The 25,543-nt window shown below is 61.4% G+C and carries 21 protein-coding genes; 11 read left to right on the forward strand and 10 right to left on the reverse strand.

Annotated elements, in window-relative coordinates; all coding sequences use genetic code 11:
* Positions 1 to 15 precede the first annotated feature (15 nt).
* The 6 genes from QWI20_RS19120 to QWI20_RS19145 all read right to left on the reverse strand — a co-directional run bounded on the left by QWI20_RS19120 (position 16) and on the right by QWI20_RS19145 (position 3,982).
* Positions 16 to 255, reverse strand: coding sequence for a pyocin S6 family toxin immunity protein (locus tag QWI20_RS19120; protein ID WP_369306753.1), 240 nt, complete (start codon positions 253 to 255; stop codon positions 16 to 18).
* Positions 256 to 385: 130 nt separating this feature from the next.
* On the reverse strand, positions 386 to 625 hold the full coding sequence (locus QWI20_RS19125; protein WP_369306754.1) for a pyocin S6 family toxin immunity protein: 240 nt from the start codon (positions 623 to 625) through the stop codon (positions 386 to 388).
* A gap of 109 nt (positions 626 to 734) precedes the next feature.
* Entirely contained in the window at positions 735 to 980 is a 246-nt protein-coding gene (locus tag QWI20_RS19130; protein WP_369306755.1) for a pyocin S6 family toxin immunity protein, read from the reverse strand.
* A 31-nt stretch (positions 981 to 1,011) separates the two neighbouring features.
* Positions 1,012 to 1,254 carry a pyocin S6 family toxin immunity protein gene (locus tag QWI20_RS19135; RefSeq protein WP_369306756.1) on the reverse strand — a complete coding sequence of 81 codons (243 nt, stop codon included), beginning with the start codon at positions 1,252 to 1,254 and terminating at the stop codon, positions 1,012 to 1,014.
* Between the two features lie 15 nt (positions 1,255 to 1,269).
* Positions 1,270 to 2,532, reverse strand: coding sequence for an S-type pyocin domain-containing protein (locus QWI20_RS19140; RefSeq protein WP_369306757.1), 1,263 nt, complete (start codon positions 2,530 to 2,532; stop codon positions 1,270 to 1,272).
* 523 nt (positions 2,533 to 3,055) lie between these two features.
* Positions 3,056 to 3,982: a 2-hydroxyacid dehydrogenase gene (locus QWI20_RS19145; protein ID WP_369306758.1), complete on the reverse strand. Its 927-nt coding sequence runs from the start codon at positions 3,980 to 3,982 to the stop codon at positions 3,056 to 3,058.
* Between the two features lie 214 nt (positions 3,983 to 4,196).
* Here QWI20_RS19145 and gabT point away from each other — a divergent pair, with 214 nt between their 5' ends.
* From gabT to QWI20_RS19175, 6 genes are all read left to right on the forward strand, one after another.
* Positions 4,197 to 5,495, forward strand: coding sequence for a 4-aminobutyrate--2-oxoglutarate transaminase (gene gabT / locus QWI20_RS19150; RefSeq protein WP_369306759.1), 1,299 nt, complete (start codon positions 4,197 to 4,199; stop codon positions 5,493 to 5,495).
* Positions 5,496 to 5,576: 81 nt separating this feature from the next.
* A complete protein-coding gene (locus tag QWI20_RS19155; protein ID WP_369306782.1) occupies positions 5,577 to 6,221 on the forward strand; it encodes a 2-haloalkanoic acid dehalogenase in 645 nt (214 codons plus the stop codon).
* A 44-nt stretch (positions 6,222 to 6,265) separates the two neighbouring features.
* Positions 6,266 to 6,754 (forward strand): Lrp/AsnC family transcriptional regulator, encoded by a 489-nt coding sequence (locus QWI20_RS19160; protein ID WP_003174918.1) that lies wholly within the window; start codon positions 6,266 to 6,268, stop codon positions 6,752 to 6,754.
* Between the two features lie 174 nt (positions 6,755 to 6,928).
* On the forward strand, positions 6,929 to 7,888 hold the full coding sequence (locus tag QWI20_RS19165) for an omptin family outer membrane protease (RefSeq protein WP_369306760.1): 960 nt from the start codon (positions 6,929 to 6,931) through the stop codon (positions 7,886 to 7,888).
* Between the two features lie 359 nt (positions 7,889 to 8,247).
* The gene (locus tag QWI20_RS19170) at positions 8,248 to 9,285 is read left to right on the forward strand and encodes a WD40/YVTN/BNR-like repeat-containing protein (protein WP_369306783.1); all 1,038 of its coding nucleotides are present in this window, start codon (positions 8,248 to 8,250) and stop codon (positions 9,283 to 9,285) included.
* A gap of 26 nt (positions 9,286 to 9,311) precedes the next feature.
* Positions 9,312 to 11,693 carry an RND family transporter gene (locus QWI20_RS19175; RefSeq protein WP_369306761.1) on the forward strand — a complete coding sequence of 794 codons (2,382 nt, stop codon included), beginning with the start codon at positions 9,312 to 9,314 and terminating at the stop codon, positions 11,691 to 11,693.
* A 444-nt stretch (positions 11,694 to 12,137) separates the two neighbouring features.
* Here the strand turns inward: QWI20_RS19175 and QWI20_RS19180 are convergent, their stop codons facing one another.
* Together QWI20_RS19180 and QWI20_RS19185 are read right to left on the reverse strand one after the other, a co-directional pair.
* Complete coding sequence (locus tag QWI20_RS19180) at positions 12,138 to 12,989, reverse strand: 3-hydroxybutyryl-CoA dehydrogenase (RefSeq protein ID WP_369306762.1); 852 nt, start codon at positions 12,987 to 12,989, stop codon at positions 12,138 to 12,140.
* Positions 12,990 to 13,001: 12 nt separating this feature from the next.
* The gene (locus QWI20_RS19185) at positions 13,002 to 14,186 is read right to left on the reverse strand and encodes an acetyl-CoA C-acyltransferase family protein (protein ID WP_369306763.1); all 1,185 of its coding nucleotides are present in this window, start codon (positions 14,184 to 14,186) and stop codon (positions 13,002 to 13,004) included.
* A 188-nt stretch (positions 14,187 to 14,374) separates the two neighbouring features.
* Between QWI20_RS19185 and QWI20_RS19190 the strand changes: the two genes are divergently transcribed.
* Positions 14,375 to 15,403: an AraC family transcriptional regulator ligand-binding domain-containing protein gene (locus QWI20_RS19190; RefSeq protein WP_369306764.1), complete on the forward strand. Its 1,029-nt coding sequence runs from the start codon at positions 14,375 to 14,377 to the stop codon at positions 15,401 to 15,403.
* A 16-nt stretch (positions 15,404 to 15,419) separates the two neighbouring features.
* Here the strand turns inward: QWI20_RS19190 and QWI20_RS19195 are convergent, their stop codons facing one another.
* A complete protein-coding gene (locus QWI20_RS19195; protein ID WP_369306765.1) occupies positions 15,420 to 18,974 on the reverse strand; it encodes a glycosyltransferase in 3,555 nt (1,184 codons plus the stop codon).
* A gap of 296 nt (positions 18,975 to 19,270) precedes the next feature.
* Here QWI20_RS19195 and QWI20_RS19200 point away from each other — a divergent pair, with 296 nt between their 5' ends.
* The 4 genes from QWI20_RS19200 to QWI20_RS19215 are packed head-to-tail and all read left to right on the forward strand — an operon-like array spanning position 19,271 to position 21,912.
* Positions 19,271 to 19,477, forward strand: a complete 207-nt coding sequence (locus QWI20_RS19200) for an acyl carrier protein (protein WP_369306784.1) — start codon at positions 19,271 to 19,273, stop codon at positions 19,475 to 19,477.
* Between the two features lie 8 nt (positions 19,478 to 19,485).
* Complete coding sequence (locus QWI20_RS19205) at positions 19,486 to 20,244, forward strand: SDR family NAD(P)-dependent oxidoreductase (RefSeq protein ID WP_369306766.1); 759 nt, start codon at positions 19,486 to 19,488, stop codon at positions 20,242 to 20,244.
* Positions 20,244 to 20,885, forward strand: coding sequence for an acetyltransferase (locus QWI20_RS19210; protein WP_369306767.1), 642 nt, complete (start codon positions 20,244 to 20,246; stop codon positions 20,883 to 20,885). The genes QWI20_RS19205 and QWI20_RS19210 overlap by 1 nt, the downstream gene beginning before the upstream one ends.
* A 7-nt stretch (positions 20,886 to 20,892) precedes the next feature.
* Positions 20,893 to 21,912, forward strand: coding sequence for a ketoacyl-ACP synthase III (locus tag QWI20_RS19215; RefSeq protein WP_369306768.1), 1,020 nt, complete (start codon positions 20,893 to 20,895; stop codon positions 21,910 to 21,912).
* A 69-nt stretch (positions 21,913 to 21,981) separates the two neighbouring features.
* On the opposite strand, the gene QWI20_RS19220 is transcribed toward QWI20_RS19215, so the two are convergent.
* Entirely contained in the window at positions 21,982 to 25,497 is a 3,516-nt protein-coding gene (locus QWI20_RS19220; protein WP_369306769.1) for a glycosyltransferase, read from the reverse strand.
* Positions 25,498 to 25,543: the final 46 nt, after the last annotated feature.

Here is a 25,543-nt window from a genome sequence, read left to right on the forward strand (position 1 = left end):
GGGGCCATTTGGCGTTCAAGCTGTAAGACCAATGAACAGATTCAGATCCCTTGGCAGTATTACTCCGAGCCTCGAGGACAGAGCGACCACCTGATCACTCGTTAACAGCCAATCCCCCTCTGCCATTGCATGGAGGCTAGGATGGCCAAGCAGCTGTGAGAGTTCCAAATTTAAAGACTCGTCCAGATGCAGTTCGAATTTAAGCGAATCGTCTTTATCGATGTCGGCCAGAAAGCCGAAGATGCTCAGGTACATTAATCTTCCTTTTTTAATCTATGGCCAGGTTTGGATGAGCCTGATTGTTCGCTTCTAACTGGATGTAGGCCCGGGAGTACGGCTAGCCTGTAGCATAATTCCGACGCCTTCCTCGCTCACGGGTGTACGACTACCCCACAACTCCAATCAGCAGGGCCAAATCCAATGGCAATGGTTTTCCGATAATCGAAGAAAGTTCAGCTACTTGCTCTTTGGTGAGGAGCCATTCAGCCTCTGCCATTGCATTGAGGCTTCGATGTCCGAGAAACTTCACAATCTGTTCGGTCAAAGCGCTGTCTACCAGCAATTCAAATTTGAGCGAATCGTCTGGGTCATGGTTTTTAAGGAATCCGTTAATCTCAAGGTGCATACACGGTCCTGTGTTCCGACATTGCTGCCGGATTGCGTGGATTTAAGGGATTGATTTATTTACAACGCTACGCCATGTATTAATCCGCCTTTGAGCGCTAACTGGGTCATTAATCTCTGTAGAGCGCAACGCAATAAATCAATGCTTCTTTCCTCGGTTCATTTAGTGCTTCCAGCACTGCTATGGCCTGATCCCGATCAAGGCCTGTAACGCCAGGAGGGAGGTCTGATTTTGTCGTCCAACCCATCGCAGCAAGCACGTTTTGTTCGAGTGCTTGCGGTACCACCCTCTCGTACTGAAGCGAGTTGATCGGGTCGGGTTCAGGGTAAAAACCCTGTAGCAGCATGAATGCCATATGGGCTGACTCCTTAAACCATCAGCTTCGCCTATCTGCGCAGGCCGACGCAGTACACCAGCTCGTTGTTCAAAGGGTCGCCTAGCGATTCCAACACTGCTGCAGCCTGAATCTCTGTCAGCTCATGTTCACCTTCAGGCACATCAGTCAGAGACGCCCAACCCATCGTCGTAAGTACAAGAATTTGTGCCTCCTGTGGGACGGCTTTTTTATACTTAATGGAGTCATCCGGATTCGGTTCGGGAAAGAACCCGCTAATTGAAAGGTATGGCATTGGTAGTGCTCCCGTTTAGTTTTTCTTGATTCGTCGTTCAGGTTTCGCTTTACCGGTCTGCTCACCGGTATCGGCGTCAAACTCACCTAAATGGTTGCCCTGTTTGTCATACACCTCAACAGCACCGTGTTGGTAATCCCACTCATAAATCCTTTTCTTATCAACCCATCGCTTCCTAGTTCCTCTCTGACGAGCATCCGTGGCATTAGGGAACGCAGCGAGCTTGTCGGGGGCAGGATGATACCCATGATCCCCATTAAACGGCCGCGCATACACCACATACATCGACCTCAGCCCCGAATCAGCGGGGAAGACCAGGATGCAGTCTTCAGCGGTGATGTCTTCGCCGGGGAGGCCTTCGAGCTGGCTGTCGGTGTCGTCCGGGATCGGGTGGACGAGGAGGGTGCCTAGACGGGCGTCGCTGTTTTCAGGGTAGACCAGCGGTTCCAGTCTCCCGTGTCGGCCCAGGCGGGGCGTCATGAGAATGGTGACGCCCTTGAGATGGGCTTCCATCGCGCTTTTGTCGGCATTCCAGCGGGCTTGCACGGTGCGGACCGAATCGTCGCCTGATGCCTTGGAATGGATGCCGTAAATCTGCAACTCGCCTTCGGCGTCACGGCGCAGCTGAAAGCGCACCCTCGTGGTCGCCTGAGTCAGGTTGCGCAATTCGTCGTCGGTGTAGAGCGTGCTGTCGCCCATCTTCGCCGGGAGCATGCCCACGATGAAGAGACTCGCCGGTCCGCCGGCTCCGCGAAGCAGCCAAGTGTGGCTGCGTTGCATGATGCCGCCGCCGGCCATGCGGCCCAGTCCCATGTCTGCGCCGAGTGCGGCGGCAATGGCGTTGGAGGCGGAGGGCAGCATCATGGCGCCCGCCATCATGATCGCGCCGAAGTTGGAGGCGGGCTCTACCTCAGTGCCGGCGTCAGTGCTGCACCATTCCCCGGTACAGGATTTGGCGAAGACCTTGTCGGTGCGCTCCTTCGGGGCCGGCCAGCGCTCTGGCATCGGAGTGGGCACCCGCACGGGTTCGGGAGGTGGATTCCACGCTGCCCACGACGCGCCCCCGTTGGGAAGACCTTTGAAAATCGAGTCGTCCCCAAAGGGATCTTTTTTGTCGTCCTTGAACATGACCTTGTTGATGCCTGCCAATTTGAGGCGGCGGAGGATGCGGTCGGGTCGACGAGTGGTCAACGGCGTGGGGGTTACGGGATGTTGCCGGGCGGACAGGCTTTTGATGTCACTGAGACCGGCCTCAGCAGACAAGAAGTCAGGTTGCACGTCACATAATTGTGGGCGACTGGACTGGCCTCTTCCCGGCTAAAGCCGGTCCCACTAAAAGCATGCGCTGTTTCAGTGGGACCGTCTTCAGCCGGGAAGACGTCAGGTGCCACACTAACGGACCGGGGACAGATTAATTTACGGTGAAGCGCTGTAAATAAATCAGTCCCCTATAAGTGTTTGATCTGCAGTTGATCTTGATCTTCGTATGCAAAAAGTTCAGACACCACAAATCGCGACTTGGGTGCAGGCTGAACGCAGGTCTCGCGGAGTGGGCCGAGCGGCATGGATGCCGCGAGAGCCGCCCCCCGCCATGGATGGCGGATGGCGGCGGGCCCACGGAGCGAGACCGGAGTGAAGGAACCCTGACGAAGGAAGGGCCCAACCAGGAGCAAGCACCCTTGGTTACTTGGGGTGCTTTTCCAAGTAACTCGCCGAAGGCGAAACAGTCTGCCCCCAGGCAGACGCCCTTGATCTTGATCTTGATCTTGATCTTGATCTTGCTTGTGATCTGAAAAACAACTCAATAACCGCGGTTTCGATCTATCTGACCCACCATCCGCTCCCCCCGCTCGAACCGCCGAATATTCTCCAGCAACACCCCAAACGCACTCGCCGGCTGCGTCATCGCCGCCACATGCGGCGTCAACACCACCTGCGGATGATCCCAGAACGCATGTTCAGCCGCCGCCGGCTCCGCCTGCAACACATCCAGCACAGCGCCGCCCAACTGACCACTCTCAAGCGCCTCCAGCAAATCCCCCTCCACCAGATGCCCGCCGCGCCCCATGTTGATCAGCCCCGCGCCCCGCGGCAGCAACGCAAACAGATTCCGGTCCAGAATCCCCTCCGTCTGCTCCGTCAGCGGCAACACACACAGCAAAATATCGCACTGCCCCAAAAACGCCGACAATTGCGCGTGACCCGCAAAACACTGCACCCCCTCAATCTCGTGAACGCTGCGCGCCCAGCCCGACAAGGCAAACCCGAACGGCGCCAGCGTCGCCAGAATCTGCTGCGCCTGGGTGCCCAACCCCATCACCCCCACACGCCGATGCTCCGCCGGCTGCAACAGATGCGCCTGCCAACAGCGTGCCGCCTGCTGCTCGCGGTACCGCAACATGTCCCGGTGCAGACTCAACACCGCCCACGTCGCGTATTCACACATCCCCCGCGTAATCCCCGGATCCAGCAGCCGCACCACCGGCAGATCCGCCGGCAACCGCGACAGATCCAGCTGGTCGACCCCGGCCGACAGCGCAAACAACACTTTCAGATTGGGCAGCAACTGCGTCAGATCATCCGGCGCCTGCCAGGCGGCCAGGTACTCGACCTCTTCGGGATTGCCGATGTCCGGCCAGGCGCGCCATTCGATGTCCGGGGCGTGTTCGGCGAACAGCGTCTGCCAGTGTGGCGCGCGCGCGGGGTCGGCTTTGTAGAGCAAGGCCATGGGCGTTTCCTGCTGAAAGGACGTTGGAGGGAAGTGTAGGGAGCCAGCCCCCATCATCCCCCAAGCCCGGCGCAGGATCTGTTGAAAGGCGGGGCCAAAACAGTTGATCCGAATTTCTCACGGGCCAAGTTCGGCTAAGTGCGTTGCCCGCACGCCGTAACCTGAACAGCATCGCAACCGCCTCCAGGTTGCCGGACTCACGATGGGAAATGCCATGAACAGCAAAGTCGACGAAACCCCTCTTTTGCTCCGTCAGCGCGAGCAATTTGTGCCCCGTGGCCTGGTGACCGCGCACCCGCTGGTGATCGACCGCGCCCAGGGCACCGAAATGTGGGACGTGGATGGCAAGCGCTACCTGGATTTCGTCGGTGGCATCGGCGTGCTCAACATCGGCCACAACCACCCGAAAGTGGTCGCGGCCGTGCAGGCTCAACTGCAAAAAGTCTCCCACGCCTGCTTCCAGGTGGCGGCCTACACGCCGTACCTCGACCTGGCCCAGCGCCTGTGCGAAATGATCGGCGGGCAGGAAGCCTATAAAGCGGCGTTCTTCACCTCTGGCGCCGAAGCGGTGGAAAACGCCGTGAAGATCGCCCGTGCCCATACCAACCGTTCGGCGGTCATCGCCTTTCGCGGCGGCTTCCATGGACGCACCTTGCTCGGCACCACGCTCACCGGCATGAGCCAACCCTACAAGCAGAACTTCGGGCCGTTTGCGCCGGAGGTGTTCCATACGCCGTACCCGAACGCGTATCGCGGCGTCAGCAGCGTTGACGCAATCACCGCGCTGAACGAATTGCTCGCCACCCAAGTGGCACCGGATCGCGTGGCTGCGATTTTGATCGAACCGGTGCAGGGCGATGGCGGTTTCCTCACCGCGCCGCCGGAGTTTCTCCAGGCCCTGCGCGCCTTGGCCGACAAGCACGGCATCGTGCTGATCCTCGACGAAATCCAGACCGGTTTCGGCCGCACCGGCACCTGGTTCGGTTACCAGCACGCCGGCATCCAGCCTGATCTGGTCACCGTCGCCAAGAGCCTCGCCGGTGGCTTGCCGTTGTCCGGCGTGGTCGGCAAGGCGCACATCATGGACGCGCCGCTGCCCGGCGGCCTCGGCGGCACTTACGGCGGCAACGCCCTGGCCTGCGCGGCGGCACTGGCGGTGATCGATGCGTTCGAGGAAGAACAACTGCTGGCGCGCAGCCAACTCCTGGGTGAACGCCTGCGTCGGGGCCTGATCGGTTTGCAGGCGCGCTACCCGCGCATCGGCGACGTGCGCGGCACCGGTTTCATGCTGGCGATCGAACTGATCAAGGATGACGCCGCGCGCACCCCGGATGCCGACCTCAATTCACGGGTGATTGACGAAGCCCGCGCCGGTGGTTTGCTGGTTATCAAATGCGGCGTTTACCGCAACGTGCTGCGCTTCCTCGCGCCGCTGGTGACGACAGAAGCCCAGGTCGACGAAGCCGTGCAGATCCTCGACGCCGCCTTGGCACGGGTCTTGAACTCGAATTGAAGTAGCGCCTTGCCCGCGACGGGCCAGATGCATCCAGGAGGTTCGATCCACATGGGGCTGACAGATTTGGGGCTGACAGGATTGGGGCTGACAGAGTACCGAGCGTTACTGATCGATTGCGATGAAGTGCTGGTGGATCGCGATTCGGGTGTCTGGTCCGCGCTGCAACCGCTGCTCGACAGCCGCGGCGGGCAGCCGGCCAGGGATGAAGCGCTCGCCGAATTCAGCGCGGTGGTTGCGAGCCTGTATCCGCGCTTCGCCGAGCTGGGTTTCAGTGGCCTGTTGTGCTTCGCCCATCGCCAACTGGCGGAAAAATGGGGCCTGCACGCCAGTTGGGAGGAGGGCATGAGCTTTGCCCGTTCAGCAGGAAACTGGTCGCTGTTCGAAGACGCGCCGGGGGCGATGCTGTACCTGCGCAAGTTCTATCGACTGCTGGTGCGCGGCGACCGCGATGCCGAGGATCGCGGCGTGCTGTGCGAGCGACTGGGAATTGCACCGGAAGATTTCATTTCCCTGGCCGAAGGTCCGCAATGGCTCACGGATCAGGGTGATCAGGTGCAACCGGTCCTGCACGTAACGCGACCGTCGGTCGAGCCCTTCGCCGCGCTGGACCGCTGCCTGATCGGCCGCCACCGGGCGCGTCAGCCTTCGCCCTGCGCGGCAGAGTACTGCATCAACAGCATGGCCGACCTGGTGGCGCAGCATCAGCTGTCTTTACGGCGCTGATTTTGCTAGAAGATTGTCTTACAACGGCAGTCAAGAGGTACGTGATGGAAGGGCTCGTAAAACTGGATCGGATCGACATCAGCATCCTGGTCGAACTGCAAAAGGACGGCCGCATGACCAATGTCAGCCTCGCCGATGCCGTCGGCCTGTCCGCCAGCCCGTGCTTGCAGCGGGTCAAACGGCTGGAGTCGGCCGGTTATATCTCCAGCTACAAAGCGCATCTGAACCTGGCCAAGATCACCGATTCGGTCACCGTCTTCACCGAAATCACCCTGAGCGACCACAAGCGCGAAGACTTCGCCAAGTTCGAATCCAACATCCGTCTGGTGGACGAAGTGCTGGAATGCCACCTGATCAGCGGCGGCTACGACTACCTGGTGCGCTTCATGACCCGCAGCATCCAGCATTACCAGGAAGTGGTGGAAAGCCTGCTCGACAAAAACATCGGGATCTCCAAGTACTTCAGCTACATCGTCATCAAGTCGCCGGTGCTCAAGGACGGGGTGCCGTTGCGCAAATTGCTGCGTCACTGAACAGACCTTCGACGGCTTTGTAGGCAATTTCCCAACGCCAACGTTTAGCTTTCACGCAATTCCTTCAGAACCGCCCGGCAGAGATTTCCTTCGCGGCGCTTCATTCTTTCGCTCCTTGTTCAGCTGCGTGCGGCGCTGGACAAAAATCTCAATAAGAAGAGTGCGGAGTGGGTGATGAAGGGCAGGAAGACGCTGTTGTGGCTAGGGCTGGCTGCGTTGGCAACCGAGGCATTGGCCGAAGCGCAGACGACCCGCGAGGAGCAGTTCCAGCTGGGGGCGGTTGGGGTGAGCCTGGGTGTCGGGCTGTTGAATGGGCAGGCGCGGGAAAAGGTGTACGACGTTGAACGCGGGCAGAAGATCAGCCAGTTGAACTGGAGCATGAAGCAGGTGCCGACGCTGCATCTGGGCGTGAAGTACCAGCCGATAAACTGGCTGTCCCTTGATCTGAACGGCTGGACGCGGGTGGCGAAGGGCGACGGGCACATGAAGGATTACGACTGGCTGGAGGACGATCGCAGTGACTGGAGCCACTATTCCGATCACCCGGACACTCAGGTCAGCAAAGCCTGGCAGGCCGATTTCGCCGCCACCGCGTGGGCGCTCAAGGGTGAGGATGTGGCACTGGGTGTGATGCTCGGTTATCAGCGCAACCAGTTTGGTTGGTCGGCGAAAGGCGGGCGTTATACCTATTCGTCGGACGAGGGGTTCCGCGACGAGTCCGGAGAATTCCCGGCAGGGGAGAAAGGCATTTCCTATCAGCAGACCTACGACACGCCTTATGTGGGGCTGGTCGGTCTCTACCAGTTCCGCAACTGGACGCTGGAAGGCAGGTTCAAATACAGCCAGTGGGTGCGGGCGCGGGATCATGATCGGCATCATGTCACCGGCGTTACCTACGACGGTGACTACGGGAACAACGGCCGCATGCAAAGTCTGGCGGTTGCGCTCAGTTACCGCATGAGTCCGCAGCTTTCGGTGAGGGTGGGTGTGGATCATCAGGTGTACGCCGAGGCGAAAGGCAGCACGCTGATCAAGGACACCCACAGCGGCGATCGCTTCCGAATCGCTGGCGACGCTGGCAGCCAGTCCGCCAGGACGACGATGTCCACTCTGGCGCTCACCTACGCTTTCTGAGCCAAGCGGAAAACCGTGCGGGTGCCGAGCAGCCCGGCACGGTTGACCCCTGAATGGGGGTTCTACGGCCCAGCGACGCTACACACGGTGAATTCGCTCAATCACTCCCAGTGATAACACGCCAATCAGCGCCCCGCTGCTTAACAAAAGATAACGTCATGTCGATTGTCATACGTTTCCAAAGCTGACTAGGATGGGGTCGCTTCGGTACGGCCACGTCGCGTGCAGGCTAGAGCGTCTGCGCGGTTAAACGGCCTTCTGAAGCACCCAATAAAAATAAAGAAAGGGGTAGCTCCATGCGTGAGCCCGTCATTCGGCGCACTCGGTTTGCGGTCATTCGGGGCCATTTCAGCGCCCGGATGCTTTTCAAGAGCCTGCCTCTCCACGCTGCGCTGTCGCTGCTTATCTCCCCGATCTTTTGCGGCGCAACCCTCGCCGCTGACAGCACGCCCGCTGACGCCCCCGCCAACGCTGGCGATTCCGCCGTTTACGCCCTTGAATCCGCGAAAGCTTCCCGCAGTCTGCTGCTGGACGTGACCCATGCCGGCAAGCGCATGGTGGCGGTGGGGGATCGCGGCCACATTCTCTATTCCGACGACCAGGGCAACACCTGGACCCAGGCCAAAGTGCCGACACGCCAGATGCTCACGGCGGTGTATTTCGTCGATGAGCAACACGGCTGGGCGGTGGGGCACGATGCGCAGATCCTCGCCAGCAGCGATGCCGGCGCCACGTGGACCAAACAGTTCGAAGACCTCAAACGCGAAGCGCCGTTGCTGGATGTCTGGTTCAAGGACCTGACTACCGGGATCGCCGTGGGCGCCTATGGCGCGGTGCTGGAAACCACCGACGGCGGCCAGCACTGGGAAGACATCGGCGACCGGCTGGACAACGAAGACCAGTTCCACCTCAACGGCATTGCGTACGTAAAGGACGCCGGACTGTTCGTGGTCGGTGAACAGGGCAGCATGTTCCGCTCCCCGGACGACGGCCAGACCTGGGAAAAGCTTGAAGGTCCTTATCAGGGCTCGTTGTTCGGCGCGGTAGGCACGGCGGAATCCAATACGCTGCTGGTTTACGGCCTGCGCGGCAATTTGTTTCGTTCGACCGATTTCGGCACCACCTGGGAGCCCGTCCCGCTGCAGGGTGAGCGCGGCCCGCTGGAGTTCAGCATCGCCAATGCCTCGCTGATGCCCGACCAGTCCATCGTGCTGGTCGGCAACGGCGGCAGCGTCATGCGCAGCACGGACGATGGCGAAAGCTTCACGGTTGCCAATCGCCCCGACCGGCTCTCGCTGTCCGGGGTGGCTGAAGACGATAAGGGCAATCTGGTTCTGGTAGGACAGGGCGGCGTTCGCGTCACCTCGCCGACGGGCGCTGACAGCGCTCAACAATAAGAACAAGCAGGCGAGGACACGTTTTCATGAGCAACCTTCAACACCATCACGACAAGCCGACGCGCTTGGAACAGTTGATTTTCAACAACCGCAAGACGGTGATCGGCATCTGCCTGCTGGTCAGCGTCTTCCTGTTCTGGCAAGCGACGCTGGTGCGCCCGTTTACTAGCTTCGAAAAGATGATCCCGCTGGGTCATCCGTTCGTTCAGAACATGATGGAGCACCGCAACGACCTGGCGAACCTGGGTAACACCGTGCGCATTTCGGTGGAGGCCAAGCAGGGCGACATCTTTTCCAAAGAGTACATGGAGACGCTGCGGCAGATCAACGACGAGGTGTTCTACATTTCCGGCGTCGATCGCTCCGGACTCAAGTCGTTGTGGAGCCCCAGCGTGCGCTGGACCGAAGTGACGGAGGAGGGCTTCGCCGGCGGCGAGGTGATTCCGCAGAGCTACGACGGCTCGCAACAGAGCCTCGACAAGCTGCGCAACAACGTCCTCAAGTCCGGACAGGTCGGGCGTCTGGTCTCCAACAACTTCAAGTCGAGCATCGTCGATGTGCCATTGCAGGAGTTCTACCCGGACCCCAACGACCAGAGCAAACTGCTGCCGCTGGATTACCGTCAGTTCTCCCACCAGCTTGAAGAGAAGATCCGCGACAAGTACGAAGCGCAGAACCCCAATATCGAGATTCACATCGTCGGTTTCGCCAAGAAGGTCGGCGACCTGATCGACGGCCTGATCATGGTGGTGATGTTCTTTGGCATCGCCTTCCTGATCACGCTGGTCCTGTTGATGTGGTTCACCCGCTGCGCCCGCAGCACCATCGCGGTGTTGAGCACCACGTTGATCGCCGTGATCTGGCAGCTGGGCCTGATGCATGTGGTGGGTTTCGGGCTTGATCCCTACTCGATGCTGGTGCCGTTTCTGATCTTCGCCATCGGGATTTCCCATGGCGTGCAGAAGATCAACGGCATCGCCCTGCAATCCAGTGATGCCGACAGCGCGCTCACCGCTGCACGCCGCACCTTCCGCCAGTTGTTCCTGCCGGGGATGATCGCGATTCTGGCGGACGCCGTCGGCTTCATCACGTTGCTGATCATCGACATCGGCGTGATCCGCGAGCTGGCCATCGGCGCCTCCATTGGCGTGGCGGTAATCGTGTTCACCAACCTGATCCTTCTGCCGGTGGCGATTTCCTACGTTGGCATCAGCAAAAAAGCCGTGGTGCGCAGCAAAGAGGATGCCGTGCGCGAGCATCCGTTCTGGCGTCTGCTGTCGAACTTCGCCGCGCCGAAAGTCGCCCGCGTGTCAGTGACATTGGCACTGGTCGCGCTGGTCGGCGGCCTCTGGTACGGCCATAACCTGAAGATCGGCGACCTCGACCAAGGCGCGCCGGAATTGCGGCCAGACTCGCGCTACAACCGGGACAACAGCTTCATTATCAACAATTACTCCACCAGCTCCGACGTGCTGGTGGTAATGGTCAAGACGCCGCCCGAGGGGTGTTCGGCGTATCAGACGCTGTCGGCGATGAACGAGCTGTCGTGGAAGATGGAGAATACGCCGGGGGTGCAATCGGCGATTTCGCTGGTGACCGTGTCCAAACAGGTCATCAAGGGGATGAACGAGGGCAACCTGAAATGGGAGTCGCTGTCGCGTAACAAGGACGTGCTCAACAGCTCGATTTCCCGTGCCGATGGTTTGTATAACAACACCTGTTCCCTGGCGCCGTTGCTGATTTTCCTCAACGACCACAAGGCCGAAACCCTGGATCGCGCCGTGCATGCCGTGCAGGAGTTCGCGCAGCAGAACAACAAGGACGGCCTGGAGTTTCTGCTGGCGGCGGGTAACGCCGGGATCGAGGCGGCCACCAACGAAGTCATCAAGCAGGCCGAGCTGACCATTCTGATTCTGGTGTACGTGTGCGTAGCGGTGATGTGCATGATCACCTTCCGTTCATGGGCGGCGACGCTGTGCATCGTCCTGCCGCTGGTATTGACGTCGGTGCTGGGCAACGCGCTGATGGCGTTCATGGGCATCGGCGTGAAAGTCGCGACGCTGCCGGTGGTGGCGCTCGGGGTGGGGATCGGGGTCGATTACGGGATCTACATCTACAGCCGACTGGAAAGTTTCCTGCGGGCGGGCCTGCCGTTGCAGGAAGCGTATTACCAGACGCTGAAGTCCACGGGCAAAGCGGTGTTGTTCACTGGCCTGTGCCTGGCGATCGGGGTGTGCACCTGGATCTTCTCGGCCATCAAATTCCAGGCCGACATGGGCCTGATGCTGACCTTCATGCTGCTGTGGAACATGTTCGGCGCGCTGTGGCTGCTGCCGGCGTTGGCGCGGTTCCTGATCAAACCGGAGAAAATGGCGGGCAAGGTCGGGAATTCGCTGTTTTCCCATTGAGTGGCGACATTTAGGTTGTCGGAGCGCATTTGCTGGCGAACGCGTTATGTAGGACCGGCTTCAGCCGGGAAGAGGCCGGTTTGACCACCATCAATTTTGCGGCGTGACCACCGACGCGTTCCCGGCTAAAGCCGGTCCTACATTCGAGTACACCGGAAGCTCACTGGAAGCATGCAATACCCTAGTGGGACCGGCTTCAGCCGGGAAGAGGTCGGTTTGACCACCATCAATTTTGCGGCGTGACCACCGACGCCTTCCCGGCTAAAGCCGGTCCCACATTCGAGTACACCGCAAGCTCACTGGAAGCATGCAATACCCTAGTGGGACCGGCTTCAGCCGGGAAGAGGCCGGTGTTGCCACCCCAAGATCTGCGGCGTGACCACCGACGCGTTCCCGGCTAAAGCCAGTCTTACCAGAAGCACGCTGTCCCACATCCGCGTTCACTCAGTTATAAACAAAAAACCCACGCCCGGTCTTGCGCCCCAGGTATCCCGCCGCGACCATTTCCTTGAGCAGCGGCGCGGGGCGGTATTTGCTGTCGTTGAAGCCTTCGTTGAACGCTTCGACGATCGCCAGCAAGGTGTCCAGCCCGATCAGGTCCGCCAGCGCCAGCGGGCCGATGGGCTGGTTGCAGCCCAGGCGCATGCCGTCGTCGATGTCCTGAGCGGTGGCCAGACCTTCCTGCAACACCAGAATCGCCTCGTTGATCATCGGCACCAGAATCCGGTTGACCACAAACCCCGGCCGGTTGCCGGCGGTGATCGCGGTTTTGTTCAGGCGTTCGGCCAGCTTGATCGCCGCGATGTGGGTTGTGTCCGCCGTCTGCAAACCGCGAATGACCTCAATCAGGCTCATCATCGGCACGGGGTTGAAGAAGTGCAGCCCAATGAATCGCTCCGGGTGCTCGACGCTGGCCGCCAGTTGTGTGATGGACAGCGACGAAGTGTTCGACGCAATCACGCACTCGCGGTCGACATGGCTGGCGATCTGCTTGAGCAGGCGCAGCTTCAGCTCAAGGTTCTCGGTGGCTGCTTCGATCACTAACTGCGCGCCGTTCAACTGGCCGTAGTCAGTGGTGACGCTGATACGCCGCAGGGCCGCTTCGGCGACATCGGCCGCGACCGTCTGCTTGGTCACCTGCCGTTCGAGGTTCTTGCGCACGGTCGCCATGCCGCGCTCCAGTGCCGTGTCGGAAATGTCCAGCAGGGTCACGTCGAAACCGGCCACCGCGCAGACCTGCGCGATGCCGTTGCCCATGGTGCCCGCGCCGATCACGGCGATGTGTTGCATGCTCATCGACAAGCCTCCTTACACGCGTTCGAAAATGACGGCGATGCCCTGACCGCCGCCGATGCACATGGTCACCAGCGCGTAGCGGCCCTGAATCCGGTGCAACTCGTGAATCGCTTTGGTGGCGATGATCGCGCCGGTCGCGCCCACCGGGTGGCCGAGGGAAATGCCCGAGCCGTTCGGGTTGACCTTGGCCGGATCAAAGCCTAGCTCACGGGCAACGGCGCAGGCCTGGGCGGCAAACGCTTCGTTGGATTCGATGACGTCCAGATCCGCCACGGTCAGGCCGGCACGTTCCAGCACTTTGCGGCTGGCCGGAATCGGCCCCAGGCCCATCATCGACGGGTCAACCCCGGCATGGGCATACGCCACCAGACGCGCCATCGGCTTGAGGCCGTGCGCGCGGACCATGTCGCCATTGGCCATGACCAGCGCCGCTGCGCCGTCGTTGAGGCCGGACGCGTTGCCGGCCGTGACGGTGCCGTCCTTCTTGAACGCAGTTTTCATCTTCTCCAGCTGTTCGGCCGTCACATCGCCACGCACATGTTCGTCCTGGGCGAAGGTCACGGTGCCTTTGCGCGTGGCGATCTCGATCGGCACGATCTGGCCCTCGAAACGGCCCTCGGCGATGGCGTGGGCGGCGCGCTGCTGGCTGGTCAGCGCCAGGGCGTCCTGATCGGCGCGGGTGATGCCGTAGTGCTCGGCGATATTCTCAGCAGTGATGCCCATGTGGATATTGGCGAACGGGTCGTGCAACGCGCCGAGCATGTAGTCGTACGCCTGCACGTTACCCATGCGCGCACCCCAGCGGGCCTGAGGCATGATGTACGCGCCACGGCTCATGGATTCGGCGCCCCCGGCCAGCACGGCCTGGGCGTCGCCGAGCATCAGCGACTGCGCCGCCGAGACGATGGCTTGCAACCCCGAACCGCACAGGCGGTTGACGTTCATGGCGGGGGTTTCTTTGGTCAGGCCGGCTTCGAGGGCGATGACCCGGGAAAGATAGGCGTCGCGCACTTCGGTGGGGATCACGTGGCCCATGACCACATGGCCGATGTGCTCCGGTGCGATACCGGATGTGGCCAGTGCAGCGCGGCTGACCTGGGTGCCCAGTTCGATGGGCGAGACGTCCTTGAGGGAACCGCCGAATCCACCGATGGCGGTACGCAGTGCGCTGACGACGAAAACTTCGGGTGTGCTCATGGGGACTCCTGATGCGTATTGGAATTATGGGGGCGGCACGGCGAAACGGGGTTTCGGCCGGTGCTGACTGCGGGCAAGTCTAGATCGGCGTTCGGGGCGGGCCTATGCCGAAACTGTCCAGATGGGCTGGCGTTCTTTACCATCAGCGCCTGATCCGTGGTGCACCATTCAAAAAGGGAAAGGCGGTCATGCGGGAAAAGGATTCAGTGTCGATCTACTTCGTCCAGTTGATCGTCCACGGGCTGCGCGACCAGCCGCTGCGTTTGCAGTCGGTTCTTGAGGCGGCGGAGATCGACATGGCGCTGCTCGACGACCCCACGGCGCGGGTCTCGGCCAGCGCGTTTGCGGCGTTGTGGCTGATTCAGATCAAGGAACTGGGCGACGAGTTTTTCGGCCTCGATTCCCACGGCATGCCCCTGGGCAGCTTCGCCCTGATTTGCCGGGGGCTGATTCAGGAACCCACTCTGGAGAAGGCCCTGCGCCAGTGCCTGAGCAATTTCGGCCTGTTCCTGCGCGACTTTCGCGGCAGCCTCACCGTTCGCGGCGCCCGGGCGGTGCTCGCGGTGGACACCACGACAGACGATCCGGTCCGGCAGCGCTTCGGCGAGGAGACGTTTCTGTTGCTGATGATCAGCCTGTTGTGCTGGCTCGGCGGGCGCCGCATCAGCATCGACCGCGCGCAGTTTCGCCAGCGCCGTCAGCGTCTCAGCGACGACTCGCTGCTGTGGGGTTTCAACCTGAGTTTTGGCGAGCAGCGCACCGAGATCGAGTTTTCCAGCCACTACCTGCGTCTGCCGGTGGTGCAGTCGTTGCCGTCGCTCAAATCGTTTCTACGCACCGCGCCGCAGTGGCTGGTCATTCGCTACCGCAACCAGCGCGGGCTTGCGGCGCAGGTCTATCAGCGCTTGCGCAACAGCCATTACGGACACTGGCCGACGCTGCTGGAAATGGCTGATGAACTGAAACTCAGTGCCACCACCTTTCGCCGTCGACTGGAGCGTGAGGGCTGTGCGTTTCAAGGCATCAAGGATGACGTTCGCCGCGGCATCGCCCAGCAGAAGCTGCGCGACACCGAACTGAGCGTGGTGGAGATCGCGTCCTTGGTGGGATTTCAGGAGCCCAGCGCGTTTCACCGGGCGTTCAAGAAATGGACGGGGGAAAGTCCGGGCGGCTACCGCAGGAAGCAAACCGCCAGCGACTCAATGACGGCCGACTGATGAGCCGCCGCCGGTGTCAGGGCAGCCACGCCTCGCGCCAGGCCTGAACTGCCGCGTCGTCGAACATCCAGTCGCGAAGCACCTTCTCGCGCAAGTCGTCGCCGAGCAGCGCCGCGCTGGCCAGATCCATCGTGTGGGCGCGAATCAGGTTGACCCAGGCGTCCAGCGTGTTGGGCACACGCGTGACCGGCAAATCCCCCGCGTAGGCGCGAACGTCGCTGCAGATCACCGGCACACCGCAGGCGCCGAGTTGCAGCAGGGTGATGTTGTTCCTGCACGCGCCGAACAGGTTGTCCACCGCAGGCAGCAGGGCCAGATCGAGGTTCAGCTCGGCGACGGCTGTCGCGTATTGCTCGGCAGGCGGCCGCTCGTGGGATTCATGGGCATGACTGCGCAGCACGCCCTGGTCATCGCCCAACACGATCCATTCCACCTCTTCTGCCAGGGCCTCGACCACGGCGAGGATCGTGTGCAGATCCTGTGGCTGCCAGCGATCACTGACCAGACCGACCCTCGGCTTGCCACCCACGCCACGGCACGAGATGAGGTTGCCCCAGACCTGCGGCGACAGGCGCGAAGGCAGCAGCCGCACGTCCGCGTGAAATTCGCGAGCGATATCGGCGAGGACTTGGGTCGAAGCGATCACGCGATGGGCCTGGTGCAGGCTTTTCTGCAGCAGGTCAACGCACTCGGCATCGAAGGCGAACGGGTCTTCGCCCGGCGTCCGGGGACCCAGCTGCAGGTCATTGATGTCGAGCACCACGAAGGCGTCCGGCAACAGCTGGGCGCGGGCGATGGTTTGCAGGTGATCGGCGTCGAGCCGGGCCTGAAACACCACGACATTTGGCTTGAAGCGTCCCTCCTGAGGAATCGACAGCGGCTGGCTGCTGAGCATGCCGTCCACCCATCCGGCGGCTTGCAGCGTCTCGAACGGCGCAATCACCCGTTCATGGGGCGAGGCCCAAAGGCCGGCGGGGTAGGCCAGCACCACCGGATCGCGGCGCCAGGCCATCGGCCGCCAGACCAGCGGCATGTTGAGTTCGAGCTCGACCGATTGCAGGTCGAACGAAAGATTGCGGTTGAAGGCGCTGTCGTTCGCCAGGGTCGGCAGCCATTTGCGGTACATCGCCAGTTGCTCGCCGACGAAGCGCTTGCGTTTGGCCTGCTGCGTGGCGGTGTCGACGTGGGTCTGGCTGACGCTGCCCTCGTGGATCAGCACCGAATGGGGCGTCCAGACATTCAAGTAGCCGAGGGCGCCGACTTTCATGCACAGATCGACGTCGTTGTAGGACACGACGAAGGCCTCTTCATCCAGCCCGCCGACCTCCTCGTAAATCGAGCGGCGGACCATCAGGCACGCCGCTGTCACCGCGCTCAAGTCCTGATCCACCTGCACGCGCTGCATGTAACCCTGAATGTGCCCGGGCTCACCGATGTGCTGATGCCCGGCCGGGCCGTCCATGCCCAGGCGCACGCCGGCATGCTGCATGCGTCCGTTGGGGAACAGCAGCTTGGCGCCGACCACGCCGACTTCAGGGCGTAGCGCATGATTGAGCAATTCATCGAGCCAACGGCTGTGGACGATGGCGGTGTCGTTGTTCAGCAGCACCAGGTACTCGCCCTTGGCCTGGGCCGCAGCGACGTTGTTGATGCGCGAATAGTTGAAAGGGTGCGGGTAACGCAGCACGCGCACCTGCGCCGAGCCCAGGGCGTCGATGCGCGCCAGCCACTCGAGGGCTTCGGGGGTTTCGCTGTTGTTGTCGACGATGAGCAGTTCGTAATTCAGGTAGCGCGTGGTGTGCAGCAGGGTTTCGACGCAGCGCTGCAGAAACGGCAGCTGATCCTTGGTCGGGACGATGATCGACACCAACGGTTGTTCGGTGTGGCCGTAGTGCACGTGATAGCGGCGGGGCAGGGTGTGCTCGATGCTCGCCTGCGAATAACCGCGCACCTGCAGATGGCGCTGCAGCGTCGCGATTTCGTCGGGATTATCCACCGCTTCCGGCAGGTCACACACCAGCAGCGGCTCACTGATGTGAGCGATCTGCCCGGCGCCTTCACGCTCATACAACCGCAAGATCAGGTCGAATTCAGCGGCATCGGCGATGCGCTCATCGAAGCCGCCGAGGTCCACCAGCGTCTGCCGCCGGAACAGCCAATGACCCGCCGTCAGCAGCGGGTAGCTCAGCAGATAATCGAGGTTGAAGTCCGGGCGCATGGCTGAACTCAAGCCACCCCGAGGCCGCCGGTGCATTTCGTCGGCGAAGGCGGCGCGGGCGTCAGGGGATTCGAGCAGCTTCAGCGCGCTGGCAGCGAGGCCGAACGCCGTGAATTGCGTGCCGGCGTCGATCACGATCAGCCAGTCGAAACGGTGGCTATCGACCACCTGATTCAGCAGCGCGGCAGCGTTCATCGCGCCGATGGCAAGGGTGGTCAGCCTAGGGCCGACTAAAGTGGCCGGCAGCGTGGTCGCGTCGGTCAACACCACCACGTTCATGGCAGCGTGCAGGGCGCCGTGGAGGGCCAGGCTGTCGAGGCTGCGCTGAATCTTTTCCGGGGCGTTGCCGACATCCTTGATCACCACCAACAGCGAAGGCGCGCCGACGTCAGCCAAGTGCTGGTCGATCTGCGTTTGCTGGTCGGCCGTCGGCACGCGATGACCGAGCCAGGCCTCGACCTGTTGCGGGTTCAGCCGCTGCGGCAACGGCGCGGACAACTGCGCGAGCAGGTTGAAATCGGTAAACCCTTGGGTTGCCGACAACGGGCGGGCGCCGACCCAGCCGTTGTCCAGCGACGTGCTGGCCCAGCCGGCTTCACGGATCAGCCGGTGAAACACAGGGAGGTGATCACTGTCGGTGCCGACGATTTCGATGCCCTGTTCGGTCAACTGCTGCGGGGCGATGCGCGTGCCCGTCAGTGTGGCCGGCAGCAGGATCAGCTCGGCACCGTGCAGCAATTTGGCGTACAGCGCCAGATTCCCGAGCGGGCCGACGGACTCTCCGTTGAGCGAGAACAGATCGGGTCCTAACGCCAGCAGGTCGTCGCGGCGACACAGCACGCTGCTCAACTCACCGATGAAATTGCAGGTGAACTCCCCCAGCAGCCCGACGATGTCAGGCCCGTTGAATACCGTCGGCTCACTGACACGAAAACGGGTTGCCAGATTCTCCTGCAGCGCCGCGCCCTCGGCGTTCAACCATTGGCGGTGCGCAGCCACCAGTGAGGCCTGGGGATTGACCTCCAGCGCCGCGACCATCTGCTGAATGCAGTCCGGCGCCAGCACGGCGTCACCCGCCATGAACTTGATGTACTGCCCGCAAGCGTCGGCAACGGCACGGTTGAAACAGGCGTCGGCGCCCTCGGGAAATTCGTTGCGCAGGTAGCGAATCGGCCAGCGGCACGACGCCCGGTACAGGTCAGTCACGGTTTCTGCCAGACCGTCGGTGGCGTCGTCGCAGATCACGATTTCAATGGCATCGTGGGTCTGCCCGATCACGCTGCTCAGCGCGGTTTCAAAAAACTCGGTGCGGCAGACAGCGATGACGACACTGACCAGTCGTTGAGAATCCATGGGGGTACCCGTTAAATAAAAAAATCTGCCATGAAAATGACGCCCACGGCATGAGCGACGGTTGAAGCAATATCCCGGCCAAGGCTCCCGGTGGCCTGCAGCGTGGGGCGCGCCGTTTTTTTGTCTCCCCTCGATTCCTCCAACCCTCTCCGAAATCCCTGCACCCCTATGATTCGCGGCCCTGCGCCTGCTTTTCGGTCTTTGGTTCGGAACTTGCTTCTGCACGAACACGCATCGGCGAAGGCGTCCGATCATGTTCTGTGGAGTGGCGAGTGATGGAAGACCAAGCAGTGGCGTTGGAAGAGCAGGTAGTCGCGCTGATCGAAGAAGCGATGGAAGCCGATGAGGGCTCCCTCAAGGTCGACCAGCCGCTGGACTGGGATTCGATTGCTTTAGTGACCTTCATGGCCCTGGTTGATGAACGCCTGGAGAAAACCATTTCGGCCTCGCGCCTCAATAAGTGCGTCACCGTCAGGGACGTCATTACGCTGGTTGCCGATTGAGGGTTTCCGTGCACGACAATCCGTTTTCGCTGGAGGGTATGTCCATCCTCGTGACCGGGGCGTCCTCCGGTATCGGCCGTGAAGTCGCCGTATGGCTAAGCCGGCAGGGCGCCAGGATTGTCGCCGTTGCCCGTGATACTCAGCGGCTGGAAGAAACCCTGGGCCAGTTGCACGGCCAAGGGCATGTGATCGAGGTGTTTGATTTTCTGGGTGGCACCGATGTCTCGGCCTGGATGAAAGCCCTGGCGCGCAACAGCTCGCCTTTCGACGGTCTCGTACATGCCGCCGGTGTGCAGTTGCCGCTGCCGATTCGCGCCATGGGCCTGGATCATTGGGAAACCATTTTCGCCACCAACGTCACCTCAGGCTTTTCGCTGATCAAGGCGTTCAGGCAAAAAGGCGTGTGCCGCAATCCGTCCAGCATCGTCATGCTGTCGTCGGTCATGGCTCAGGTGGCCCAGCCCGCGTTGATGGGTTACTGCGCGAGCAAAGGTGCAGTTGAATCGATGGTTCGCGCCGCCGCACTTGAGCTGGCCCGTGAGGGGGTTCGTGTCAACGCCGTTGCGCCCGGCGTGGTCAGGACCGAGATGGCACAGAAGCTCGAAGGGCTTGTGGGCGAAGATTCGATGGCTACCATTGAGCGCCAGCATCCGCTGGGCCTTGGCGAGCCCCGTGATGTCGCTTATGCCGTCAACTATTTACTGTCACCCGCCGCACGTTGGGTGACAGGCACGTCACTGGTTGTTGATGGGGGTTATCTGGCCTGATGCACATAAAAAAACTCATCATCGCAGGCGCGGGTGGCTTGGGCCGAGAGGTCCATGCGTGGATGAAGGATTGGGTCGAGCACAATCCCGGCTACATCATCGCCGGCTTCATTGATGACGGCGGTTTGTCACTCAATGGCTTTCACCATTACGCCGATATTCTGGGCACCATCGACGGCTACCAGCCGGCTGCAGATGAACTCGTCATTTGCGCCATCGGCAAACCGTCCGATAAAAAATACGTGGTGGATAAACTGCTGGCCAAGGGCACAGCGTTTTTCAGCCTGGTCCACCCCACAGCCGTGGTTGGCGACAATGTCAAACTGGGCCGCGGCGTGTTGATCTGTCCTCGCGTGGTGCTGTCGGTTGATTTGGTGATTGGTGATTTCGTCACCATAAACTCCGCCTGCACGGTCGGGCACGACGCGCAGATCGGCGACTTCTCCACATTGAGCTGTCAATGCGATGTCACCGGTGGCGCTGTGTTGGAAGATGAAGTGTTCATGGGCTCGCGCGCGTCAGTACTGCCTAAAGTGCGCGTCGGCAAAGGGGCTGTGGTCGGCGCCGGCAGCGTGGTGCTGCGAGCGGTCAAACCCGGCAGCGTGGTTTTCGGTGTGCCGGCCAAGCGCATCTCAGGATAAGAACGACATGCCTACCTACGCTCGAATTGCTGAAATCGAATACGAATTGCCCGAGCAAGTGCTCGACAACCAGATGCTGGCCGAGGCGTTTCCGGAGTGGGACGTCGACAAGATTTTCCAGAAGACCGGGATCAGCCAGCGGCATATCGTTGCCGAGGGCGAGACCGCGTCGGACCTGGCGTTTCGCGCCTGCGAAAAACTCTTCGCCAACAGCGCCACGCCGCGAGAGCAGATCGACTGCCTGATCTACTGCACCCAAAGCCCCGATCACATGTTGCCGGCCACCGCCTGCATCCTGCAGCATCGCCTGCAACTGCCGCAGCACTGCGCCGCGTTCGATTTCAATCAGGGCTGTTCGGGGTTTATCTACGGGCTGGGGATTGCCAAAGGCTTCATCGAATCCGGCCAGTGCAAGAACGTGCTGTTGATCACCGCCGAAACCTACAGCCGCTACATCAACCCCCGGGACAAGAGCGTGCGCACGCTGTTCGGCGATGCGGCGGCTGCGACGTTGATCAAAGCGTCGGACGAGGAGGGGCCTTGCCTCGATCGTTTTCGTTACGGCAGCGACGGTGCCGGGGCGAACAATCTGATCGTGCCCATGGGCGCTGCCCGGCGGCCTTTCGATGCAGAACACATGCCCGCCGAGTACGAAGACGACAGCGGCAATGTTCGCTCTGACGCGGACTTGTACATGAACGGCCCGGCCATCTTCGAATTCTCCATGACCCGGGTGCCGGCCTTGTTCGCCTCACTGTTCGACGAGCAATTCACGGTCGAGCATTCCGACCTGTTCGTGTTCCACCAGGCCAACCAGTTCATGCTCGAAGCCCTGCGGCGCCGACTGAAACTGCCGCCGGAGAAATTCATCACCGAATTCAAACACTGCGGCAACACGGTGTCGTGCAGCATTCCCATCGCGTTGAAGGAGTCCCTGAAGAAAGGCCAGGTGCAGCCCGGCAGCGTGATCACGGCGGTGGGTTTCGGCGTGGGGTATTCGTGGGGTGGATGCGTTATTCGCTGGTGAGTGAATCTGACCTCTTCGAGGCGGATCAACCGATACCCAAAAGGGCTCCATACAGGAGCCCTTTTTAGTTCAGCGATCCAGCAACACCTGCTGCCAGCACTGCAGATACGCCTCATCGATCATCCAGTCACCCAGCACCCGCTGTTTCAAGACCTGGCCAAGTCGTTTCGACTCGTCCGGATCATTGAGGTGCTGGGCGATGGCATCGGTCCAGGCAGCCGTTGTGTTCTGCACCCGCGTGAGTGGCAGGTTGTTACGCAGGCCCTGCACGTCAGTGGCAATCACCGGATAGCCACAGGCGCCGAATTCCAGCGCCAGGCGGCAGCTTCTGTGTTCGCCAAAAACGTCGTGCCGGGCGGGAATCAGGGCGACGGCAAGATCCAGAGATGCGACCACGCCGGGGTACAACTCGCCGTGCACGGGGCTGCGCCATTCATGGACGTAAGGGCGCAGGGTCTTTGGGCAGGGGCCCATCATCACCCACTCGACCTGATCGGCGAGGGCTTTGATGACGTCGGCGATCAATGCCAGCGTAGGCAAATCCGCCACGCTGCCCACCCAGCCAACCCGTGGTTTGCGGTGGGGCAGCGAGACGCACTGCACCGCTTTCCAACGCTCCGCCAGCCGGGTTTCGATGATGTAAATATTCTCGTGGCAGGCGCCCAGTTCATCCGCCAGCCCGGCGCTGGAAACCACCACCCTGTCCATCAGCGCAAGACCGGCCTGAAGGTCGGCACGGACCTGCTGCACAGAAGGGGCATCCGGCAGTTGCTCGGCTGAGGGCGGATATTCATCCATGTCGTAGAGGCGCAGCGCATTGGCGTGTGACTTGATGGTCGTCACGTCTCTGATCGCCGCCTGGTTCCAGGGCCTCTGGAGGATAAGCGTCTCCGGGCGCAGCCTAGTGAACTCGCCGAGGGTCAGTGTCTCAGGAACCGACACAGGCTCGATCAGCAGCGCTTGAGCCAATGCATCCAGCGCACCCTTCAGGCGTTGGCTTGATCCGGACAGCTCATCCGGATGAGCAAGCACGATGGGCACCGGTCGCCATGACAGCGGCCGCCACGTCAACTCGGTGTTGGTTTCGAGCTGCAAGCCTTGGGCGCGGGCCGAAAAGTTGTCGTTGTACGCAGGATCATGGGCGATGTACTTCAGCCACTTGTTGTACAGCGCGTGCGTTGCGTCTTCATCCGGCACTTGGGCCTCGGCCGCTTCTTGAAGCAGCACAACGTGGGGCGTCCAGACAATCAATCGCCCGGATTCCTTCACCCGCAGGCACAGGTCGACGCCGCGATAGCGGTTATTCAACGCACCTTCATCCAGCCCGTCCGCCGCTTCGAACAGGGCCCGGCTGATCATCAGGCAGGCGTCGCTGACCGCGCTGTAATTCTGATCCACCGCCAGCCGCTGCATGTAGCCTTCGCTGGCGCCGCTCTGGCCGCTGAAGATCGGGGTGACCGGCTCGTGTAAACCGAGGATCAGGCCCGCGTGCCGGATCGTGTTGTCCGGCGCCAGCAGTTTTGCGCCGACGATGCCGACTTCGGGCCGCTGCGCATGATTGAGCAGGTTGTCGAGCCAGTCGCCGTGCAACACGGCGGTGCTGTTGTCGAGCAGCAACAGGTACTCGCCGGTCGCCTGGCGTGCGGCGCTGTTGTAGAGGGCCGAGCGGTCGAATTCGCCGGAGTGGCGCAGCACCCGCAACTGATCCAGCCCCATGGCCGCGACACCGTTCAGCCAGTCAATGGTCTCCGGCGCCTGGCAGTCGTTGTCGACGATGAGGATCTCGTAATTCGGGTACGTGGTCTTTTCCAGAATGCTCTCGACACATCGCTGCAGCAGCAGGATCTGATCCCGGGCGACAACAACGATCGACACCTTGGGCTGGCCGGCGTGGCCGTACTTGATCTGGTACTGCCGAGGGCGTATCTCGACCACCTGGCCGTTTTCATAGCCTCGGTCGAGCAAGTGACGCTGCAGCGTTCGCGCTTCATCGAGGTTCGACTCGCGCGCTTGCGGTCGATGGGTAACGAGCGGCTCGGCAATGTGCTCGAGGCCGCCCATGCCGTCGTGCTCGATCAGGCTGAGGATCAGGTCCAGTTCGAGGGCCTGAGGGTAATTCGGGTCAAACCGTCCGGCATCGATCACCGAATAGCGGTTGAAGATCCAGTGCTTGCTGGTGACGGCGGGGCGGCTGAGCAGGTAGTCAAGACTGAAGTCCGGTCGCAGCATGACTTCGAACGTGTCGTCCGGGGTCTGGGCGATCTCATCGGCGAACAAGGCCCGGGTGGTCGGCCCCTCACTGATTTTGACCGCCGCCTTGAACAGCCCGGCGACATTCACCGTGGCGCCGGCATCGAGCATCAGGAACCAGTCGAACCCCTGCTCATCCATCAACCGGTTGAGTTGCGCCGCGCGGTTGTGGCCGGAGACCGGCAGGTAAACGGCGGTGCCCTCGCTCTCGGGGCGCGGAGCGTCGACAGATCCGTCATACAGCACGAAGACTTTCGGCGGCATCCAGCCTCGGGTGGCGGCCTCGACACTCACCAGCGTCTTGATCAATGCCTGCTGACGGTTGTGCAAATCCGAGATGATGACCGCCAGGGCCGGCGCGCCGTTGTGCTGCTGAAAATACTGCACGATGTGCGGCTTTTGCGGCCCGGTGGGGCGACGCTTGCCCGCCCAGTCCAGAATCTGGTCATTGCGCAGGTCGGCAGCCGACTTCTGCAAGAACCAGGCACGCAGATTGAAATTGGAGAAGTTATCGCGATCGCGCAGGGGGGCTATCTTCACGTCGCCGTTGAGGCTGGATTCCCGGCGCCACTCCAGCTCTTGGGTGATGCGGTAAAAGTTGGCGTGGCCTTCTTTGGCGATCTGCGGCGCTGAACGGGTGATGCTGCTGCTCTGGGTGTCGGTCATGCGAAAGCGCGACAGCGGGCGCCCCAGCATGGCCAGGTTGCCCGCCCGCAGCAGCTTGACGTACAGACTAATGTCGCCGAGCCAATGGATCAGCTGACCCTTGAGCGACATGATGTCGTCGCCATGGGCCAGCACGTCATCGCGACGGCACATCACCGAGCTGGGCTCGCCCATGAAGGTCAGCGGGATTTCCGACAGTAACGACACCAGTTCGGGGCCGTGAATGACCACGTCTTCCTTGAACGGGAAGAACGTCACCAGGGTATCCGGCAGAAAGTCGCCGTTTTCGTCGATCAGCCGTCGGGTGGAGGCGGCAAGGGTGATGTCCGGATGGCCATGCAGCAACTCGACCAGCGCACTGACGCACTCGGGTTCCAGCAGGTCGTCATCGTAAAGAAACTTGATGTACGCGCCCCGCGCCTCCCTGACCCCGCGCGCAACGTTCAGCGCCTCGCCCAGGGAATGTTCGTTAAAGAAGTAACGAATCGGAAACGGGCTTTCCGGCGTCAGCTCATCCACCAGCGCGCGAATGCCGCCGTCACGACAGTCGTCGCAGATCACGATCTCCAGCTGGTCGTAGTCCTGCGCAAAAGCGCTGCGCAGCGCCAACTCGAAGTACGTGGGTTTGTAGGCGGGAATGACGATGCTGACCAGGCGTGAAGCGCTCATCGGGTTACCTTGCGACGGATGACGGGCGCCGGTTCACGCCCATGGG

It is taken from the genome of Pseudomonas sp. W2-17 (genome assembly GCF_041060445.1).
In the GTDB taxonomy this organism is placed as follows: Bacteria; Pseudomonadota; Gammaproteobacteria; order Pseudomonadales; family Pseudomonadaceae; genus Aquipseudomonas.

What these genes read in the sequence shown, in the direction of transcription:
- QWI20_RS19170 (WP_369306783.1), top strand. Translation starts at nt 8,248, where the DNA reads ATGCTTTTCAAGAGCCTGCCTCTCCACGCTGCGCTGTCGCTGCTTATC.
- QWI20_RS19125 (WP_369306754.1), bottom strand. Translation starts at nt 625, where the DNA reads ATGCACCTTGAGATTAACGGATTCCTTAAAAACCATGACCCAGACGAT.
- QWI20_RS19180 (WP_369306762.1), bottom strand. Translation starts at nt 12,989, where the DNA reads ATGAGCATGCAACACATCGCCGTGATCGGCGCGGGCACCATGGGCAAC.
- QWI20_RS19215 (WP_369306768.1), top strand. Translation starts at nt 20,893, where the DNA reads ATGCCTACCTACGCTCGAATTGCTGAAATCGAATACGAATTGCCCGAG.
- QWI20_RS19175 (WP_369306761.1), top strand. Translation starts at nt 9,312, where the DNA reads ATGAGCAACCTTCAACACCATCACGACAAGCCGACGCGCTTGGAACAG.
- QWI20_RS19220 (WP_369306769.1), bottom strand. Translation starts at nt 25,497, where the DNA reads ATGAGCGCTTCACGCCTGGTCAGCATCGTCATTCCCGCCTACAAACCC.
- QWI20_RS19145 (WP_369306758.1), bottom strand. Translation starts at nt 3,982, where the DNA reads ATGGCCTTGCTCTACAAAGCCGACCCCGCGCGCGCGCCACACTGGCAG.
- QWI20_RS19165 (WP_369306760.1), top strand. Translation starts at nt 6,929, where the DNA reads ATGAAGGGCAGGAAGACGCTGTTGTGGCTAGGGCTGGCTGCGTTGGCA.
- QWI20_RS19190 (WP_369306764.1), top strand. Translation starts at nt 14,375, where the DNA reads ATGCGGGAAAAGGATTCAGTGTCGATCTACTTCGTCCAGTTGATCGTC.
- QWI20_RS19120 (WP_369306753.1), bottom strand. Translation starts at nt 255, where the DNA reads ATGTACCTGAGCATCTTCGGCTTTCTGGCCGACATCGATAAAGACGAT.
- QWI20_RS19130 (WP_369306755.1), bottom strand. Translation starts at nt 980, where the DNA reads ATGGCATTCATGCTGCTACAGGGTTTTTACCCTGAACCCGACCCGATC.
- gabT (WP_369306759.1), top strand. Translation starts at nt 4,197, where the DNA reads ATGAACAGCAAAGTCGACGAAACCCCTCTTTTGCTCCGTCAGCGCGAG.
- QWI20_RS19210 (WP_369306767.1), top strand. Translation starts at nt 20,244, where the DNA reads ATGCACATAAAAAAACTCATCATCGCAGGCGCGGGTGGCTTGGGCCGA.
- QWI20_RS19195 (WP_369306765.1), bottom strand. Translation starts at nt 18,974, where the DNA reads ATGGATTCTCAACGACTGGTCAGTGTCGTCATCGCTGTCTGCCGCACC.
- QWI20_RS19135 (WP_369306756.1), bottom strand. Translation starts at nt 1,254, where the DNA reads ATGCCATACCTTTCAATTAGCGGGTTCTTTCCCGAACCGAATCCGGAT.
- QWI20_RS19185 (WP_369306763.1), bottom strand. Translation starts at nt 14,186, where the DNA reads ATGAGCACACCCGAAGTTTTCGTCGTCAGCGCACTGCGTACCGCCATC.
- QWI20_RS19160 (WP_003174918.1), top strand. Translation starts at nt 6,266, where the DNA reads ATGGAAGGGCTCGTAAAACTGGATCGGATCGACATCAGCATCCTGGTC.